Here is a 15,385-nt window from a genome sequence, read left to right on the forward strand (position 1 = left end):
GCCGGGGCCGGTCGGTGACGGCCTGGGCCGGTCCCGGCCTGGGCCGGTCCCGGCCTGGGCCGGTCCATGACGGCCGGTGGCCGGGAGGCGGGGGCAGGGGGCAGCGTGGTGACGCGATGGCCCTCGCCGCCGGCTCCTGGCGCAGCGGTTCCAGGACGCTGTCCGCCGGGTCCGTGAGGTCCGTGCGGACGGCGACCAGGAGCTCCGCCTCGCGCACTCCCTCGGACAGCTCCCGCAGCTGACGGGCGACCTGCGTGATCTCCGCCCGCGACGGCGGCGCGGCACCGTGCCGGTCACGGACCCGCGCCGCCGTCGTGGCCGTTCGCGTAGTTCCCCGCGCCCCTGAAAGGCTTGCGCAGTTCCTCGCGCCCCTGGGGTGGTGCGTTGTCGGGTGCGGCCCCGTCGTGGCTGGTCGCGCAGTTCCCCGCGTCCCTGAAAGCTTTGCGCCGTTCCCCGCCCCCAGAAGATCCGTGCCCCTGGCGGTCTTGAGGGGGTGTCGCGAAGTGCCCGAAAGGGGCGCGGGGAACTGCGCGAAAGGGGGTCAGGGGGTGTCTGTCCGGGGGAGTAGGGCGGTGAGGGCCTTGTTGAAGGCAGCGGGGCGTTCCAGGTTGGGGAGGTGGGCTGCGTTGGGGATGACGTGGAGGGTGGCGTCGGGGAGGGTGGGGGCTTCGGGGAGGGGGGTGTAGGTGTCGTCGGCGCCCACCACGACCAGGGAGGGCACGGTGGTCCGGGCCAGGAGGGGCCGGTAGTCGGGCCGCTCCGCGCGGCCGCGCAGTGCCGCGGCGGCGCCGCGAGGGTCCGTGGCGGTCATCATGCGATGGACATGCGCCTTGACCCCCGCGTCGGCGTAAGGCGCGACCATCCGCTCCAGCACCTCGTCGGCATACCCCCGCATCCCCTCCCGCAGCAGCCGCTCGGCCATGACGTTGCGCGCCGCCCTGCCCTCGTCGGTCTCCGGCGCGGCGGTCGTGTCGGCGAGCAGCAGCCCCCGCACCCGCTCGCCGAACAGCTCCAGGCAGGCCATGGCGATCTGGCCGCCCATCGACAGCCCGCCCAGGACGAACGTGTCCACCCCCAGCTCGTCCAGCAGCTCCCGCACGTCCTCGGCGAACCGCGGCAGCGGGGTGACGCCCGGGACCACGGGCGAGGCCCCGTAGCCGCGCAGGTCGGGCGCGATCACCCGGCGCTCGGCGGAGAACACCTCGATCTGCGGGGCCCACATCGTGCGGTCGAAGGGGTGACCGTGGATGAGGACGAGCGGGGTCAGGGGGGAATGGGGGCCTTTGTCGTCGAATGACAGGAAGGGTGCCATGTGTTCGACCCTAGGGTTCCCCGACTTCTCGGGGCAATAAGATCTTTGCCCTCGGTGCAATGTGAAGGGGGAGCCGTGCGCGAGGACTTCCGGCGGATCGCCGACCGTATCGCCGAGGACATCGACTCCGGCCGGCTCGCCCCGGGCCGCCGGCTGCCCCCGCAGCGCCGTTTCGCCCGCCGCCACGGCATCGCCGCGTCCACCGCCGAGCGCGTCTACGGCGAACTCGCCCGCCGGGGCCTGGTGATCGGCGAGGTGGGCCGGGGCACCTTCGTGCGGGCCACACCCCCGGCCCCGGCGGGCCGCGCCCTCACGGAGGCGGGGAACACGGCGGCCACGCCCGTGAACCTGGAGCTCAACTACCCCTCCGTGCCCGGCCAGTCCGAGCTGCTCGCCCCCGCGCTGGCGGAACTGCGCCGCCCCGACGTGCTCGCCGAGGCGTTGCGGCCGGCCGGGGCGGGCGGGACCGGGGCGGCCCGGGAGGCGGTCGCCGCGCTGCTGGCCGCGCCCGGCTGGCGGCCCGCGGCGGAGCGGGTGCTGTTCGCGGGCAACGCCCGGCAGGCCGTCGCGGCGGCGCTGGCCGCGCTGGTGCGCCCCGGGGGCCGGGTCGGAGTGGAGGAGCTGACGTATCCGCTGGTCAAGGAGATCGCGGAGCGGCTCGGCGTCGTGCTGGTGCCGCTCCCCCGCGACGACGAGGGACTGTGCCCCGACGCCCTGGCCGCCGCCCACCGGCGGGCCCCGCTCTCCGCGCTCTATGTGCAGCCGACGCTGCACAACCCGACCTCCTTCACGATGCCGGACGCGGTCCGGCGCCGACTGGCCGCCAGGGTGGCCGAGTTGGGCGTGCCGGTCGTCGAGGACCGGATCTGGTCGTTCCTGCGGCCCGGTGACACGCCGCTGGCCGCGTACGCACCGCACCTCACGCATGTCGTCGACGGCCTGTCCAAGCGGGTGGCCCCCGGGTTGACCGCGGGCTTCCTCGTCGTACCGCCCGGCCGGACCGAGCCGGTGTCGGCGGCGCTGCGGTCGGGCGGCTGGGGCGCGCCCCGGTTCGCGCTGGAGGCGGCGGTGCGGTGGATCGCGGACGGCACGGTGGAGCGGCTGGCCGAGGCCAAGCGGGCGGACGCGGCGGCGCGGCAGCGGCTGGTCGCCGGGGAACTGGCGGGCTTCGCCGTACGGTCCGACCCGCACGCCTACTACGCCTGGTGGGAGCTGCCCGCGCCCTGGCGGGCGGACACCTTCACCGCGGCGGCCGCCGCGCACGGCATCGCCGTCACCCCGGGACCGGCCTTCGCCGTCGGCCCCGGCCGCACCCCGGACGCCGTCAGGCTCGGGCTCGCGTCGGCGCCTCGGGACGATCTGGCACGGGCGCTGCGGACGCTCGCCGCCGTCGCCCGGGGCGGACCCGGTCCGCATACCGGGTGAGCCAGGTCAGCCCGGCGACGGCGAGGCCGAGGGCCAGCAGCAGCCAGGACACCGTGCGCAGGGTCCCGGTCAGGGCGTCGTAGACCGCCCCGGCCGCCGCGGCGGACACCTCGGCGGGCAGACCGGTCACGGTCAGGTGCCGCCCCACGGCCACCGCGACCCCGAGCAGCGCACCGCCGAGCGCGGTGCCGAGGGCGGTCGCGGTGACCGCGCGGCGGCGGCAGGTGGCCACCGCGATCCCGGCGACGGCGAGCACGGCCGCGCTCAGCGGCAGCCAGAACGCGGCGATCTCCAGCACCCGCAACCCCTTCCGCATACGGCTCAGTTCGGCGGCCGGCAGTACGGCCACCTCCCGGTGCTCGACCGGGATGCGCCGGGCCAACGGCACGTGCTCGGAGGTCAGTTGGTGTTTCACCCGGGCGGTGACCGGCGCGATGTCCACGGTGACCGGGCCGGTGCCCTCGCCGTGCAGGGCGCGCAGCACGGCGTGGTGCGCGGACCGGTTGGCCTGGTCCCAGCCCGCGCGGAAGGCCGCGGTGCCGGCGAACGACCGTACGGCGTCGCGGAGATAGGACCGCGCTATGCCGGTGCCGGTCTCCCGGGCGAGGCCGTCGCCGACGGTGTCCGCGACGGCGTCCTGCACGGCCGGGTCCTCGGCCAGCGGCCCCATCGCTCGGACGTAACGGCCCGTGTCCGCCAGCCCGTACGCCGCCCAGGCCGCCAGCGTGCCGAACGGCAGCAGCAGACAGGCCAGGCCGACGAGGGCGGCGGAGAGGGCGGTTCGTACGCGGGGGTACACGTCTTCAAGCCAAGTCCCGCCCCGGGGGCGGCGCGAGCGGGGCGCGGCCGTACGGGTGCCAGGGTTCTGGCATATGCCAGACGGGCTTTCCCGGAAGCCCTCGAACAGCCTCGAACGTGCTCCCAACTGGGCGTTCCCGCCTCCGGTGGAGGGTTCACCCGAACGGGTGTTTCCTGGTTCTGGGGAAAGGAGGTCGATCATGCGCACCACTCCGGCCCTGCGGACCCTGACCGCGGCCCTGCTCGCGGGTGGCACCCTCGCCGTCGCGGCGGCGGGCACCCTGGCGGCGGCGGCGACCCCACCGGCGTACGCCGACGGACAGCCCGGCGCACCCGGCGACGGATCGCACGATCCGATCTGGGGCACAGTCGTCTCCCGGACCGACCTCAATCTGAGGCAGGCACCCACCACCCACGCACCGGTCGCCGGCTCGCTCTCACCGGGCAGCCAGGACCGCGTCCAGTGCAAGGTCATCGGACAGAGCGTCAACGGAAACCCGTACTGGTACTGGCTCGTCGGCGCCCAGGCATGGGCGAGCGCGGCCTTCGTCGAGACCGACCGCCATCACGTGCCGACCTGCGCGGACCCCTGTCCGCGATGGAAGGGCGGCGAGTGGACGAACTGGGACGACCCGTTCTGGAACGACTCCTGGAGCGCCTCGGGCTCCTCGTCGTGGAGCGTGTCCGGCACCGGTACCGGATCCGGGTCGTGGAGCGTGTCCGGCTCATGGAGCTGGAGTGCTTCCGGAGCCTCGTCGGGCGGCTGGGACTGACTCCCGGTCACCTGGCGAGTGGAGGGATGAGGGAAACGTGGACCCCGGCGAATCCGCCGGGGTCCACGGCTCTGTCCACGGCTCTCTCCGGAGCCGGAGGGGGTGGACGGGGCGTACGGGGTCAGGAGACGCGATGGCCCTCGGCGTCCTCGTGCGTGTAGTAGCGGTAGAACATCACCGCGAACACGCTCGCCGTGATCACCAGCGACATCATGACCGAGCGCACGATGGACTCGCCGGTCTGTGAGTACAGGAAACCGAAGGCGCAGCCGGAGAACGCCGCCCAGAGCACCGCGTGCAGCTCGCGCATCATCAGGGGGGCCACCGCCCGTACGGCGATCCAGGCCAGGGCGAACGCGGCGGTGCTGGCGAAGCCGAGCAGGACGTTCCAGCCGGTCACCGGGCCGCCGTCGCGGTTGATGGCCGCGACCCAGTAGCCGTACACGAGGCCCAGGCCTATGGGCAGGGCCCAGTGCATGATCTTGTGTGTGCGGAGGCTGAACACGTCGGGGAGTCCGGCCGCGTTGTAGCCCGTGGGGGTGGGTGCCGCGTGAGCCATGAGAGCACTCCTCTCTCCTCGCCTACCAGAGCACACCTACGCAGCCTCGAAGGCAACTCGGTGCCCCTGTCGCCCGCGCGCCGGGGGCGGTGCGTTGTGGGGTGCGGCCCCGTCGCGGCCGTTCGCGCAGTTCCCCGCGCCCCCAAAAGCCTGCGCAGTTCCTCGCGCCCCCTAAAGACTGCGCGGTTCCTCGCGCCCCTCAAAAGCTTTGCGCAGTTCCCCGCGCCCCCAAAAGCCTGCGCAGTTCCCCGCGCCCCCAAAAATCTGCGCCGTTCCCCGCGCCCCTCAAAGACTGCGCGGTTCCCCGCGCCCCTCAAAGACTGCGTGGTTCCTCGCGCCCCTCAAAAGCTTTGCGCCGTTCCCCGTGCCCCCAAGCAGGAACCCCGTCGGTCCCCCTGGAAAGGTGCAGCTCCTCGCACCCCCGAGGGCGCTCGCGCACCTCTAGGGGCGCGGGGAACTGCGCGACCGGCCCACGACCACCCGCGCATGTCCACGCACAGGACCCCGCACCTATCGGCACAGTTCCTGGCCTCCGCCGAGGGCGCCCGCGTACCCAGGGGCGCGGGGAACCGCGCGATCAGCCCGCGATCAGCCGCGCATGTCCACGCGCAGAAGTCCGCGGGAAGTCACCGTCGCTCGCGGTCGCGGGATGCGGGGGGTGTGGGGGCGTGTTTCGCTGGGGCGGTGAGCGGTGACGGCGGGCGGCGCCTGCTCGACCGGTATCCCCGGCCCGGGCGAAGGGCCGCCGTGCACCGCCACGAGATCCTGCGCATCGGCGACCGCAGCGTCGCCTGGCTCCCCCCGCTGATCCTGCTCGTCGCCATCGTCGCCGTCGACTACCGGACCCCCCGCGACTTCCGGATCATCTCCTGGCTGGTGCTCGTGCCCGGCATCGCCGCCGCGATCTGCGGACTGTGGGGCACCGTCGTCTACGCCGTGCTCGCCCCGGCCGTCTACCTGCTCGCCGACACCGCGCTGCCCGGCGAGTACCAGGCCGGCATGGCCGACTTCGTCCTCGCCGCGCTCGGCGGCATCCTCGCCATGGCCGCCTGCGCGGTCCGGGTCCGCGGCGAGCGCCGCATGGTGCACATGCGGGACATCGCCGACGCCACCCGCCGCACGGTGCTGCGCCCGCTGCCGCCCGGCTTCGGCGGCCTCGACCACGCCGTCGTCCATCTCGCCGCCGACACCGACGCCCGAGTCGGCGGCGACTTCTACGACATCCAGCCCGGCCCGCACGGCACCCGCGTGTTCCTCGGGGACGTCCAGGGCAAGGGCCTGGCCGCGGTGGACGTGGCGGCCGCGCTGCTCGGCACGTTCCGCGAGGCCGGGTACCACGAGGCGGACCTGTGCACGGTCGCCGACCGCCTGGAGATCCGGATGATCCGCCACCGCGCCCGCCTCGCGGCCCTCGGCGACCCGGAGGGCGACCGCTTCGCCACCGCGGTCCTGCTCGGCTTCCCCGACGACGCCCCGGACACGGTCGAGGTGATCGTCTTCGGCCACGACCCGCCGATGATCGTCGGCCCCCGGGGCGTACGCGCCCTGCCGCCCGGCGACTCCCTCCCCCTCGGCCTGGCCGAGCTCGGTTCCACGGCCGGCCCGCCGCCCGTCAACCGCGTGCCCCTCGGCGCCGGTGAGACCCTGCTGATGACCACCGACGGCGTCACCGAGGCCCGCGACCGGCACGGCGTCTTCTACCCGCTCGGCGAGGAGCTCGAGGGGGCCGTGGCGGCCGACCCCCGGGTCGTGGAGCCCAGCCGCCTGGTGGCCCTCGTCCGGGACGGGACGCTGCGTCACTGCGGCGGCAGACTGGCCGACGACACCACGGTGTTCGCGGTACGGCGGCTGAGGTAGGAGCCTCGCCGCGAACGCCCTGTGTCGCGACCCGTTACGGTGTGGCACCGGTACGTGATCTACAGGGAGGCGACCATGCCCGGAACCGTGCTGCTGCTCGCGGCCTCACCGGTGGGCCGGGGCAGACTCGTGGACGCGGCCTCGGTGCTGCCGGTCCTCGCGGCCGTCGCGCCCGCCGTGCTCGCGGGCACGGACACCGCGAACGTCGTCGAACTCGCCGACCCGCTGGACCCGCAGGCCGTGCTGACCCGGCTGCGCGCCGCCGCAGCCGCCCCGGGCCCGCTCACCGTGTTCGTCAGCGGCCAGCTCCAGCTCGACCGCCGTCAGCGCCTGCCCCATCTGGCCCTCGCCCGCACCACCCCGGCGACCGTGCGCTACACGGCCCTGCCCTGGCACTGGTTCCGGGAGGAGCTGCGGCTGCGGACGCCGGGGACCACGACCCTGGTCCTCGATCTGCACGCGGACGCCGAGACCTGGGGGCGGCTCGGGGAGCACCCGCTGGACTGCGGCCGCGGCGCGGCGGTGTACGGGCGGCTCGCACCGCCGCCGGGCAGACGGACCGTGGCACGGCCGTCGTACATGAGGGCCGTGGCGACCGTGCTGCGCAGTGGCCTCAGGCCCCCGCCGGAGCGGCTGCACGAGGAGGCGCTCGCCCGGGTGGCCGCCGAGGGCGAGACCGTCGGGACGGTGCTGTGCACGCCCGCGCCCGCCGCCCCCGGTGATCCGCACCTGGCGCTCGCCGACGCCGTGCGGGCCGGGCGGCACGCGGAGGCCGACGCGCTGGCCGCCGGGTGGGAGCAGACGGCCGTACGGGCGCACGGGCCCGGGTCGGCGGAGGCGCTGCACTGGACGGAGGTGCGGGCCGATCTGGCGATGCTGGCCGGGGACCCGGTGCGCAGCTGCCGCACCTGGCTGGCGGTCGCCGCCGCGCGGCTCGCGGCCGGGCAGGCGCCGGACGCGCCGGCCGTGGAGGCGGCGGCCGACCGCGCCCACCACCAGTGGGGCCGTATCGACGACGGAGCGCGGGCCCGTGAACTCGGACCCGCGCTCGCGGAGTTGCGCTCCAGGGTGCCCGGCCGCAGACAGGGCGCCCTGGAGGACGTGCGCGGGCGGCTCGGCCGGCTGGAGCCGGTGGTGCCGCCGCCCGCCGCGGTTCAGTTCGTGAAGTAGAAGTACTTCCAGGCGCCGTGGGTGGTGGAGTTGACCGAGTCACCCGAGGAGCCGTTGACGTACGACGAGCGGGCCCGCAGGCGCCAGCCGGTCTCGTGCGGGCCGAGCAGCTCGACCTTGGAGACACCGGTGGAGCTCAGCTCGAAGTAGTAGCTGTTCGCGTCGTACCACTTGCCCTGGTAGTAGATCTCGAACGCCAGCTTCTGCTGACGGCCGGGGTACCGGGACATGACCGTGGTGAACAGCGGGTTCCTGGTCTTCTTGTAGTAGTGGTAGGTCTGCCCCCACACGGACTGCTTCTTGTAGTAGCCCGTGAGGCCCAGCGAGACCCGCACCTTGGCGCCGACCGTGCTGCTCACCGAGCGCGGCTTGTAGCGGGAGTCGCCCGCGAACCTCGCGGTGACCCGCGTGTCGCGGGTCATGTCCAGGACGACCGAGAGGTTGCCGCTGGAGTTGACCGTGCCGGACCTGACCAGACGGTTGGGCTTGTCGGCGCCGAACGGGTCGGCCCAGATCTCGACCTTGCGGTTCTTGTACGTGGTGCCGAGGTGCGCGGTGAAGCGCACGTCCGCGCCGTACGAGTACACCCTGCCGTTGTTGTTCAGCGTCAGCGACGGCGTGGCCCGGGAGACCTCGACGCTGTCCGTGGCGGAGGCCGCGAGGTGCGTGGCGTCACCGGCGTACGTCACCTTGTAGCTGACCCGGGCGCCGGACAGCGGGGTGTCCGTGAAGGAGAACTTGCCGCCGGTGCCGAGGAGCTTGGTGCCCAGGGACCTGCCGTTCGGGGACTCCATGTCCGTGCGCACGACCGTGAGCGGCGTGCCCGCGGGCAGCCTGGACGCGGAGACCAGCGTGCCGCTGACCGTGAGGGGCTTGGCGCGCGGGGCCGTCGTCGGGACGTTGACCGTCGCCGTCGTCGGGTACTTGCGCGGCTCGTCGACACGGCGGAAGCGGGTGCTGTCGCTGTTGCCGGTGAGCACGAACAGCTTGGCGCCGTCGGTGGACCAGTTCAGCTGGTGGCCCCACTCGGGCATCCACTGGTGGGTCAGGTTGCGCACGCTGGCGGGCTTGGCCGGCCCATCGCTGAAGACGTACGTGTCGCCGAGGTCGTCCACGTCGCGGACGGTCGCCGCGACCGTGCCGTCGGGCGCGACGTCGACCATCAGCGGCTGGTCCTTGGTGGGGTAGGTGCGCACCACGGACAGGTCGGACAGCTTGTACTCGGTCACCGCGCGGGAGCCGGGGCCGGCGACCACGATGGACTGGCCGTCCGGGGTGAGCGCGGCGTCCCGGTGGAAGCCGCCCGGAGTGGCCGAGCGAAGGATCACCGGGGTGCCGGAGGCGACGTCGTAGACGACGATCGGCGCGGAGCTGATGCCGCCGTCGAGCGCGACGAGCGTGCCCGCGTTGTCCGGGTCGGCGTAGAGCATGGGCGGGGTGGACCAGTCGTAGCCGCCGTCGAGGCCGAGACGGACGGTGGGCGCCACGTCGTCGCCCTCGGCCTGCGCGGCCAGGGCCTGCGGCTCGGACGGGGGGTCCGTGGGGTCCGTCGGGCCCGGGGTCTCGGTCGGCGTCTCGCTGTTCGTCGGGTCCGGGGTCTCGGTGGGCGTCTCGCTGTTCGTCGGGTCCGGGGTCTCGGTGGGCTCCGTCGGGGTGTCCGTCGGCGACGGCGGGTCCGTCGGGGTGTCGGTGGGGGTCGGCGGCTCGGTCGGCTCCGTCGGGGTGTCCGTCGGCGTCGGGGTCACCGTCGGCTCCGGTGTCGGAGGCGTCTTCGGGATCAGGTCGACCGCGCCGAGACCGGAGTCCCACCCGTCGCCGTAGCCGAACCAGATCGTGCCCTCGGTGTAGGCGACGGTGGACGGGACGGTGCCGGTGCCGGTCGGGTACTCGGCGGTGAGGGCGAGCGACGCGGTGTCGATGGCGACGATCTTGTCGGCGCCCTGCACGGCCGCGTACAGCGTCTTGGCGTCCGGCGTCAGCACCATGTCGCGGACGCCGGGCAGACCGGTGAACGACTTGAGGACCGTGCCGGAGTAGTTGGTGACGACGATCCGGTTCTCGTACCGGTCGCTGAAGAAGATGTGCTGGTGGACGCCGTCCACGACGCTGTCGTCGGCGTCCTTCACGGCGACCGGCCGGTCCGTGTCGGCGATGGCGGGCGTCGAGGTGAGGACAGCGGAACTGAAGAGGACCGCCAGGGCGGTGGCGGCCGGGAGAGTGCGGATGCGCACGCTGGTTCCCCCCGGAACAAAAGAAAGGTGGGCCGCGCGGCGGTTGGCGAGCGGCTGTCGTGCGCGCTCTGTGTGCCGCGTGTGGCGATTGAGCGAAGAGTAAATGATGACGCTGACATCGAATCCCTCGGGGGAGCGTCGGGCAACGGAATTTCTGGGATTCCCGTGAACGCAGGGGAGTTGTCTCGTTACGCTGGGCTACATGGTTCACGTGCGCGAACTCGACCCGAACGCCTCGCCGTTGGACTACTTCGGCTATGAGCTCCGCAGAAAGCGGGAGGAAGCGGGACTTACGCTGAAGGAGCTGGGCGGCGTTCTCTTCTGTACGGGGTCTTTGGTCGGCCAGATCGAGACGGCCGCGAAAGTGCCGCAAAGGGATTTCGCCGAACGGGTGGACGCGGCGTTGATGACCGACGGGTTCTTCTCACGGCTGGTGGGGCTGGTTCTGCGGAGTCAGTTGCCGAGTTGGTTTCAGCCGTATGCGGAGTTGGAGGCGAAAGCAACCTATATCTCTACGTACCAGTGTCAACTGGTCTACGGACTCCTTCAAACAGAGGAGTATGCGCGAGCGGTCCTGGGTGTGGAGCAAGGCGAGCGGCTCGACGAGATGGTCGCCGCACGGCTGGAACGCCAGCGCGCATTGCAGCGCCAGCAGCCGCCGGTGCTGTGGACGGTACTGGATGAAGCTGTGCTGTACAGAGAGATTGGTGGCGCTGAGGTGATGCGGGGGCAACTCGCTCACCTGTTGAACCTCTTCGGCAACCCGTGGCTGGAGTTGCAGGTGCTGCCCTTCTCCGTCGGGGAGCACACCGGAATGATGGGCTCCTTCACCCTCCTGCGCTTCGACAACCACCCGGATCTGCATTACACCGATCGCTACGACGAGGGCCACATGACAGCCAACCCGGAAGTCATCAAGGCGCGTTCGGTCGGTTACGCTCGCCTCCAGGCCGAGGCACTCTCTCCGAGGGAGTCTCGGGCTTTGATCACACGCGTGATGGAGGAACGCTATGGGAAGCAGCCAGAAACTGACGCGCGCCCAGTGGCGTAAGTCTTCGTACAGCGGAAGCAACGGCGGCGAATGCCTGGAAGTCGCCGAAAAGCCCGACGCCGTCGCCGTGCGCGACTCCAAGAACCCCGCTCACGGCACCCTGTCACTCTCCCGCGAGGCCTGGAACGCCTTCGTGGACTCCGTGGTCGACTGAGGCCGCCCGCGCCGGGACGGCACTCGCGGCCGTGATCAGCGCGACCGCGGCGACGATCGCGGCGGCGAGCGCGCGGGCGAGCCGCGCCGGGGGGCGTCCGTAGCGTTCGGTGGAGCGGTGGACCACGGCAACCTCGCAATACAGCGACGGGTTAAGCACCCTTAATGCGCTCCCCAACCTAGGGGGTTCCGGAGCCCGACCGGAAGAGGGGGATTCCGGCCGGACTCCACCGGGACTCCGGCGTCAGCGGAGCAGCCAGGTCAGGGAGTTGGCCGCGGACGCGAGCGCCGAGGGGTCGCGCAGGGACGCCGACCCGTCGGTGACCGTCGCCCTGATGGTGTGCGGGCCGCGGCCCCGGACGCCGAGTTCGGCCGGAGTGACAGAGAGGTCGTTCGTCGCGCGGTCGACGCGCTTGCCGTCGGCGTACCAGGTGAGGCGGGGTGCGGCCAGGCCGGTGAGCGGGGCGAGGCCGACGGTGAGGCGGGTGCCCCGGGATATGGGGGCCGAGGTCGGGGTGCGGGACGTCAGCGTGTCGGCGTGGGCGTAGAAGCCGGCGATCATCGCCTCGCGGCCGACGAGGTTGAACTCCGTCGAGGTCAGCGTCCGCATGATCGAGGTGTCGGTCGGGCGGAAGACGCCGGTCTCGTAGTACCCGCCGCCCTCGTACGTGCCGACGGCCGAGCCGGTCGGGTCCTGCTCGCCCACCCAGCGGTGCCATTTGGTCGTGCCGAGGTCGCGGTGGGTGGAGAGGTTGATGTCGGTGGCCTCGGGGTCGGGGTAGGCGCCGTAGCCCGCGTACTGGTACTCGTCGGCCAGATTGCCTATGGAGTGGCCCAGTTCGTGCGCGCCGATGAGGTAGGAGCGCTCGTTGTCGGAGGACATCGTGGCGATGCCCCGGTAGGTCGCGCCGTCCGGGGGCGTGGTGAAGGTGTAGCCCGCGCCGCCGTACTTCGTGGAGTTGGCGATCACGAAGACGATGTCGGCGGCCGGGGCGCGGTTCGCCAGGCCGGTGACCGCGTCGGTGTCCACGCAGAGCAGGCGCTCGATCTCCTCGCAGAAGAAGTACGAGCCGAGGACGGTGTCGCGGGTGACGTCGGCGGTGGGGTCGCCCGAGACGCCGGAGACCGGGGAGGCCGCCTCGACCAGCCAGATGTTGAACAGTCCGCGGTAGCTGCGGTACGGCTCGATCGCGAGGATCGCGTCCAGTGAGCGCCGGGCGTCCTCGGTGAAGTCGCCCTGCTCGGAGGCGGTGTAGCCGTCGCCGATGACGACGAGGTCCAGGCGGGCGTTCGCGGGGCCGGTCCGCTGGAGCGGTGTCACCGGTGCGGTGGTGGCGGGGGCGGCCGTGCGATGGGCGCTGTCCCGTACCTCGATGTGGCGGGGCCGGGCGTTCGGGCCCGCGAAGTACTCCACCTCGTGGGTCTCCGTCCGGGCCTGCGGGCGGGTCTCGCCACCGGGTGCGGCCTGGGCGGCCGGGGCCGAGCCGGCCGCCAGCAGGGCCGCCGTCGCCGCCAGTCCCGCGCCGAGCGAGGTCAGCCAGCGTTTCCTTGCGTCTCCGGTCACCGCAACCCCTCGAAAGCAGTCGATTAACTGTGCTTAAGTGGCTGATTAAGTTAGGGGGCGGTTAGGGCAACACGCAAGCGTGGAAAGGAAGTTGAGTGCCTTGATCGTCAAGGGGAGTGGTGATAAGTGCACTTGCTGGCATGATGAGGCGCATGCCTGAGCGGGACGATCCCGAGACCATCGGTCGCCGTGTGCAGCAACTGCGCCGTGAACGCGGGCTGACCCAGAAGCAGTTGGCCGAACCCGCGTACACGCCCGCGTACATCTCCACCCTGGAGGCCGGGCGCGTGCGGCCCTCCGACGACGCCCTGCGCCATCTCGCCGCGCGCCTCGGCGTCGGCTTCGAGGAGCTGGCCACCGGGCGCCCCGCCCGGCTCGCCACCGATCTGCGACTGCGGCTCACCGAGGCCCAGCGCACCCTGGCCGAGGGCGAGGCCGACGAGGCCGCCGCGCTCTACACCGCGCTGCTGGCCGAGGCCGGGACGCACGCCCTGGTGGAGGAGCAGGCCACCGCCCTGCTCGGACTCGGCGAGTGCGGCCTGGACACCGGGGACATCGTCGCCGCCCGCGAGCACTTCGAACGCGCCGAACAGGTGCTGGGCGGGCGGCCGCTGCCCGCGCGGGTACCGGCGCTGAGAGGTCGCGCGGTCGCCCACTACCTAGCCGGTGAACTCCGCTACGCCGTCTACCTCCTGGAGTCCACCCTCGACGAGCTGAACCGGGGCGGACTGCACGACCCGGACGCCCTGCTGCTGCTCTACACCGGGGTCATCGCCCCGTACATGGACATGGGCGCGCACGCCCGCGCGGCGCAGGCCGCCGAGTTCGCGCTCGCGCTGGCCCCGAGGGCGGGCGATCCCGCGCTGGTGGCCCGGATGCACCGGTCGGTCGCCCGGACGCTGCTGGCCGAGGGCCGGGTCGCCGAGGCGGACGCCTCACTGGCCAAGGCCGCCGAGATGTACCGGCAGCTGAAGATCCGCACCGAGCTGGCCAACTGCCACTGGATGCGCGGCTACGTCTGCGCCCAGAACGGCGAGCTGGAGAAGGCCGAGGCCGAGCTGCGGGCCGCGCAGGAGATGCTCGCCTCGCAGCGGTCCGCCCTCTACAGCAGCCAGGTCGCCGTGGAGCTGGCCGACGTGCTGCACCGGCGCGGGCGCTCCGAGGAGGCCGGGGAACTGCTGCGCACGGTGCTCGGCGACCTGTCCTCCGAGCGGGGTGCCGTGCACGCCGCCGCCGCGCACCGGCTGCTCGGCATCATCGCCGAGGACGCCCGGGACACCGAGGCCGCCGAGGAGCACTACGTGCGGGCGCTGAGCCTGCTGGAACGGGCCGGGGCGGCGGGGGATCTCGCCGATCTGTGCCGGCTGCTCGGGGACCTGCTGCGGCGCACCGGCCGGGTCGAGGCCGCCCTCGACGCCTACCGCACCGGCCTCGGCCATCGCACGGCCCCGGGCACCACGACCCTGGGGCCCGCGCCCGCCCAGCCTCCTCTGTGACGCGCCCCTCTGTGACGCGTCAGACCTGGACGCGGCCCTGACGGCGGACCTCCGCCAGGCGTTGCGCGCCGAGGTGCAGCGCCGCCTCCAACGCCTCGGGCGGTACCTCGCCCAGGCCGCCGGTGGTGACCGTGAACGCGTCCTCGCCCACCCGGACCGCCGCCGCGAGCACGGTCAGGGTGACCCATTCGCCCTCGCTCTCCTCGCTGACGGTCACCAGCAGGCCCTGACGCGCGTCCCCCACCTCCGGCAGCGCGATCTCGTCGACCGTCACCGACAGCTGCGTGGCGCGTGAGGAGGTCGCCGTGAAACGGCCGCACTTCTGCGGCAGGGCGCCCAGCCAGGTCAGTGCCCTGTCCAGTTCGGCGGGGGGTCTCGCGGTGACCTGGTGGCGCAGCTGGGCCTCGTCCCAGCCGTCGTCCAGGCCGACCGCCGCGCGGGCCGGCGCGCCCAGCAGTTCGTCCGTGTACAGCGCGTCCAGCAGGCGTCCGCAGTCCGGCTGCGTGGCCGTCGCCTTCAGGAACGCGTCCCGCCAGGTCGCCGCGCCCTGTGTCGGTGCCCAGGGTTCGCCCAGGTCCGCCTCGGTGATCAGGGCGGCCTGGGCCTGGGCCGTCGTCAGGGCGGGGGGTCTGGTGGCGGGTGGGGTCGTGGCTTGGGCGGAGGTCGTCGCCGCGGGTCTTTTCGGGGGGGTGGCGGGGGTGGGGGTGGTGCAGGCGGTTGCGGCCAGGGCGGTGCCCAGGAGGGAGGCGAGGAGGGTGTGCGGGGTCAGTCGGCGGGTCATCGGGGGTGCCTCCGGGGGGGACTTGCGGCGTCTTTGGATCAACGGCACCACCGCCTTGGCCAGGCCACCAGCGCGGCGACCCGTCCGGGTGAGGCGCCTCGCCTCCGGCGGGGGTACGCCGCCGACGTCGGGTGCGGCCCCGTCTTGGCCGTTCGCGCAGTTCCCCGCGCCCCTTGGGGGTGTGTTGTCGGGTGCGGCCCCGTCGTGGCTGGTCG

At 73.1% G+C, this 15,385-nt stretch carries 13 protein-coding genes; 7 read left to right on the forward strand and 6 right to left on the reverse strand.

The window, feature by feature from the left end; translation table 11 throughout:
- Positions 1 to 541 precede the first annotated feature (541 nt).
- Positions 542 to 1,312, reverse strand: a complete 771-nt coding sequence (locus tag ACFYR0_RS10685; RefSeq protein WP_389324488.1) for an alpha/beta fold hydrolase — start codon at positions 1,310 to 1,312, stop codon at positions 542 to 544.
- Positions 1,313 to 1,387: 75 nt separating this feature from the next.
- Here ACFYR0_RS10685 and ACFYR0_RS10690 point away from each other — a divergent pair, with 75 nt between their 5' ends.
- Positions 1,388 to 2,737, forward strand: coding sequence for a PLP-dependent aminotransferase family protein (locus ACFYR0_RS10690; RefSeq protein WP_389324491.1), 1,350 nt, complete (start codon positions 1,388 to 1,390; stop codon positions 2,735 to 2,737).
- Here ACFYR0_RS10690 and ACFYR0_RS10695 read toward each other — a convergent pair.
- Positions 2,637 to 3,536 carry a hypothetical protein gene (locus ACFYR0_RS10695; protein WP_389324494.1) on the reverse strand — a complete coding sequence of 300 codons (900 nt, stop codon included), beginning with the start codon at positions 3,534 to 3,536 and terminating at the stop codon, positions 2,637 to 2,639. The genes ACFYR0_RS10690 and ACFYR0_RS10695 overlap by 101 nt on opposite strands.
- Positions 3,537 to 3,735: 199 nt before the next feature.
- Between ACFYR0_RS10695 and ACFYR0_RS10700 the strand changes: the two genes are divergently transcribed.
- Positions 3,736 to 4,308, forward strand: coding sequence for an SH3 domain-containing protein (locus ACFYR0_RS10700; RefSeq protein ID WP_389324497.1), 573 nt, complete (start codon positions 3,736 to 3,738; stop codon positions 4,306 to 4,308).
- 121 nt (positions 4,309 to 4,429) lie between these two features.
- Here ACFYR0_RS10700 and ACFYR0_RS10705 read toward each other — a convergent pair whose 3' ends face one another.
- Complete coding sequence (locus ACFYR0_RS10705) at positions 4,430 to 4,867, reverse strand: hypothetical protein (protein WP_389324501.1); 438 nt, start codon at positions 4,865 to 4,867, stop codon at positions 4,430 to 4,432.
- A gap of 684 nt (positions 4,868 to 5,551) precedes the next feature.
- On the opposite strand from ACFYR0_RS10705, the gene ACFYR0_RS10710 reads away from it, so the two are divergent.
- Together ACFYR0_RS10710 and ACFYR0_RS10715 are read left to right on the forward strand one after the other, a co-directional pair.
- Positions 5,552 to 6,724 carry a PP2C family protein-serine/threonine phosphatase gene (locus ACFYR0_RS10710; protein ID WP_389324504.1) on the forward strand — a complete coding sequence of 391 codons (1,173 nt, stop codon included), beginning with the start codon at positions 5,552 to 5,554 and terminating at the stop codon, positions 6,722 to 6,724.
- Positions 6,725 to 6,799: 75 nt separating this feature from the next.
- Positions 6,800 to 7,894, forward strand: a complete 1,095-nt coding sequence (locus ACFYR0_RS10715) for a hypothetical protein (protein WP_389324507.1) — start codon at positions 6,800 to 6,802, stop codon at positions 7,892 to 7,894.
- Here the strand turns inward: ACFYR0_RS10715 and ACFYR0_RS10720 are convergent.
- The gene (locus tag ACFYR0_RS10720) at positions 7,879 to 10,125 is read right to left on the reverse strand and encodes a YncE family protein (RefSeq protein ID WP_389324510.1); all 2,247 of its coding nucleotides are present in this window, start codon (positions 10,123 to 10,125) and stop codon (positions 7,879 to 7,881) included. The two genes, ACFYR0_RS10715 and ACFYR0_RS10720, sit on opposite strands and share 16 nt — an antisense overlap.
- Positions 10,126 to 10,327: 202 nt before the next feature.
- On the opposite strand from ACFYR0_RS10720, the gene ACFYR0_RS10725 reads away from it, so the two are divergent.
- Together ACFYR0_RS10725 and ACFYR0_RS10730 are read left to right on the forward strand one after the other, a co-directional pair.
- Entirely contained in the window at positions 10,328 to 11,176 is an 849-nt protein-coding gene (locus ACFYR0_RS10725) for a Scr1 family TA system antitoxin-like transcriptional regulator (RefSeq protein WP_389324513.1), read from the forward strand.
- Positions 11,136 to 11,330, forward strand: coding sequence for a DUF397 domain-containing protein (locus tag ACFYR0_RS10730; RefSeq protein WP_389324516.1), 195 nt, complete (start codon positions 11,136 to 11,138; stop codon positions 11,328 to 11,330). The genes ACFYR0_RS10725 and ACFYR0_RS10730 overlap by 41 nt, the downstream gene beginning before the upstream one ends.
- A gap of 243 nt (positions 11,331 to 11,573) precedes the next feature.
- On the opposite strand, the gene ACFYR0_RS10735 is transcribed toward ACFYR0_RS10730, so the two are convergent.
- Positions 11,574 to 12,893 carry a M64 family metallopeptidase gene (locus tag ACFYR0_RS10735; RefSeq protein ID WP_389324519.1) on the reverse strand — a complete coding sequence of 440 codons (1,320 nt, stop codon included), beginning with the start codon at positions 12,891 to 12,893 and terminating at the stop codon, positions 11,574 to 11,576.
- Positions 12,894 to 13,045: 152 nt separating this feature from the next.
- Here ACFYR0_RS10735 and ACFYR0_RS10740 point away from each other — a divergent pair, with 152 nt between their 5' ends.
- Positions 13,046 to 14,389 carry a tetratricopeptide repeat protein gene (locus ACFYR0_RS10740; protein WP_389324522.1) on the forward strand — a complete coding sequence of 448 codons (1,344 nt, stop codon included), beginning with the start codon at positions 13,046 to 13,048 and terminating at the stop codon, positions 14,387 to 14,389.
- Between the two features lie 19 nt (positions 14,390 to 14,408).
- Here the strand turns inward: ACFYR0_RS10740 and ACFYR0_RS10745 are convergent, their stop codons facing one another.
- The gene (locus ACFYR0_RS10745; RefSeq protein WP_389324526.1) at positions 14,409 to 15,170 is read right to left on the reverse strand and encodes a hypothetical protein; all 762 of its coding nucleotides are present in this window, start codon (positions 15,168 to 15,170) and stop codon (positions 14,409 to 14,411) included.
- Positions 15,171 to 15,385 lie beyond the last annotated feature (215 nt).

The organism is Streptomyces sp. NPDC005017 (assembly GCF_042873115.1).
GTDB lineage: Bacteria > Actinomycetota > Actinomycetes > Streptomycetales > Streptomycetaceae > Streptomyces.

Bases quoted from the DNA above. Each gene is read 5' to 3' on its own strand.
- ACFYR0_RS10745 (WP_389324526.1), bottom strand. From the start codon at position 15,170: ATGACCCGCCGACTGACCCCGCACACCCTCCTCGCCTCCCTCCTGGGC.
- ACFYR0_RS10700 (WP_389324497.1), top strand. From the start codon at position 3,736: ATGCGCACCACTCCGGCCCTGCGGACCCTGACCGCGGCCCTGCTCGCG.
- ACFYR0_RS10740 (WP_389324522.1), top strand. From the start codon at position 13,046: ATGCCTGAGCGGGACGATCCCGAGACCATCGGTCGCCGTGTGCAGCAA.
- ACFYR0_RS10725 (WP_389324513.1), top strand. From the start codon at position 10,328: ATGGTTCACGTGCGCGAACTCGACCCGAACGCCTCGCCGTTGGACTAC.
- ACFYR0_RS10730 (WP_389324516.1), top strand. From the start codon at position 11,136: ATGGGAAGCAGCCAGAAACTGACGCGCGCCCAGTGGCGTAAGTCTTCG.
- ACFYR0_RS10705 (WP_389324501.1), bottom strand. From the start codon at position 4,867: ATGGCTCACGCGGCACCCACCCCCACGGGCTACAACGCGGCCGGACTC.
- ACFYR0_RS10715 (WP_389324507.1), top strand. From the start codon at position 6,800: ATGCCCGGAACCGTGCTGCTGCTCGCGGCCTCACCGGTGGGCCGGGGC.
- ACFYR0_RS10685 (WP_389324488.1), bottom strand. From the start codon at position 1,312: ATGGCACCCTTCCTGTCATTCGACGACAAAGGCCCCCATTCCCCCCTG.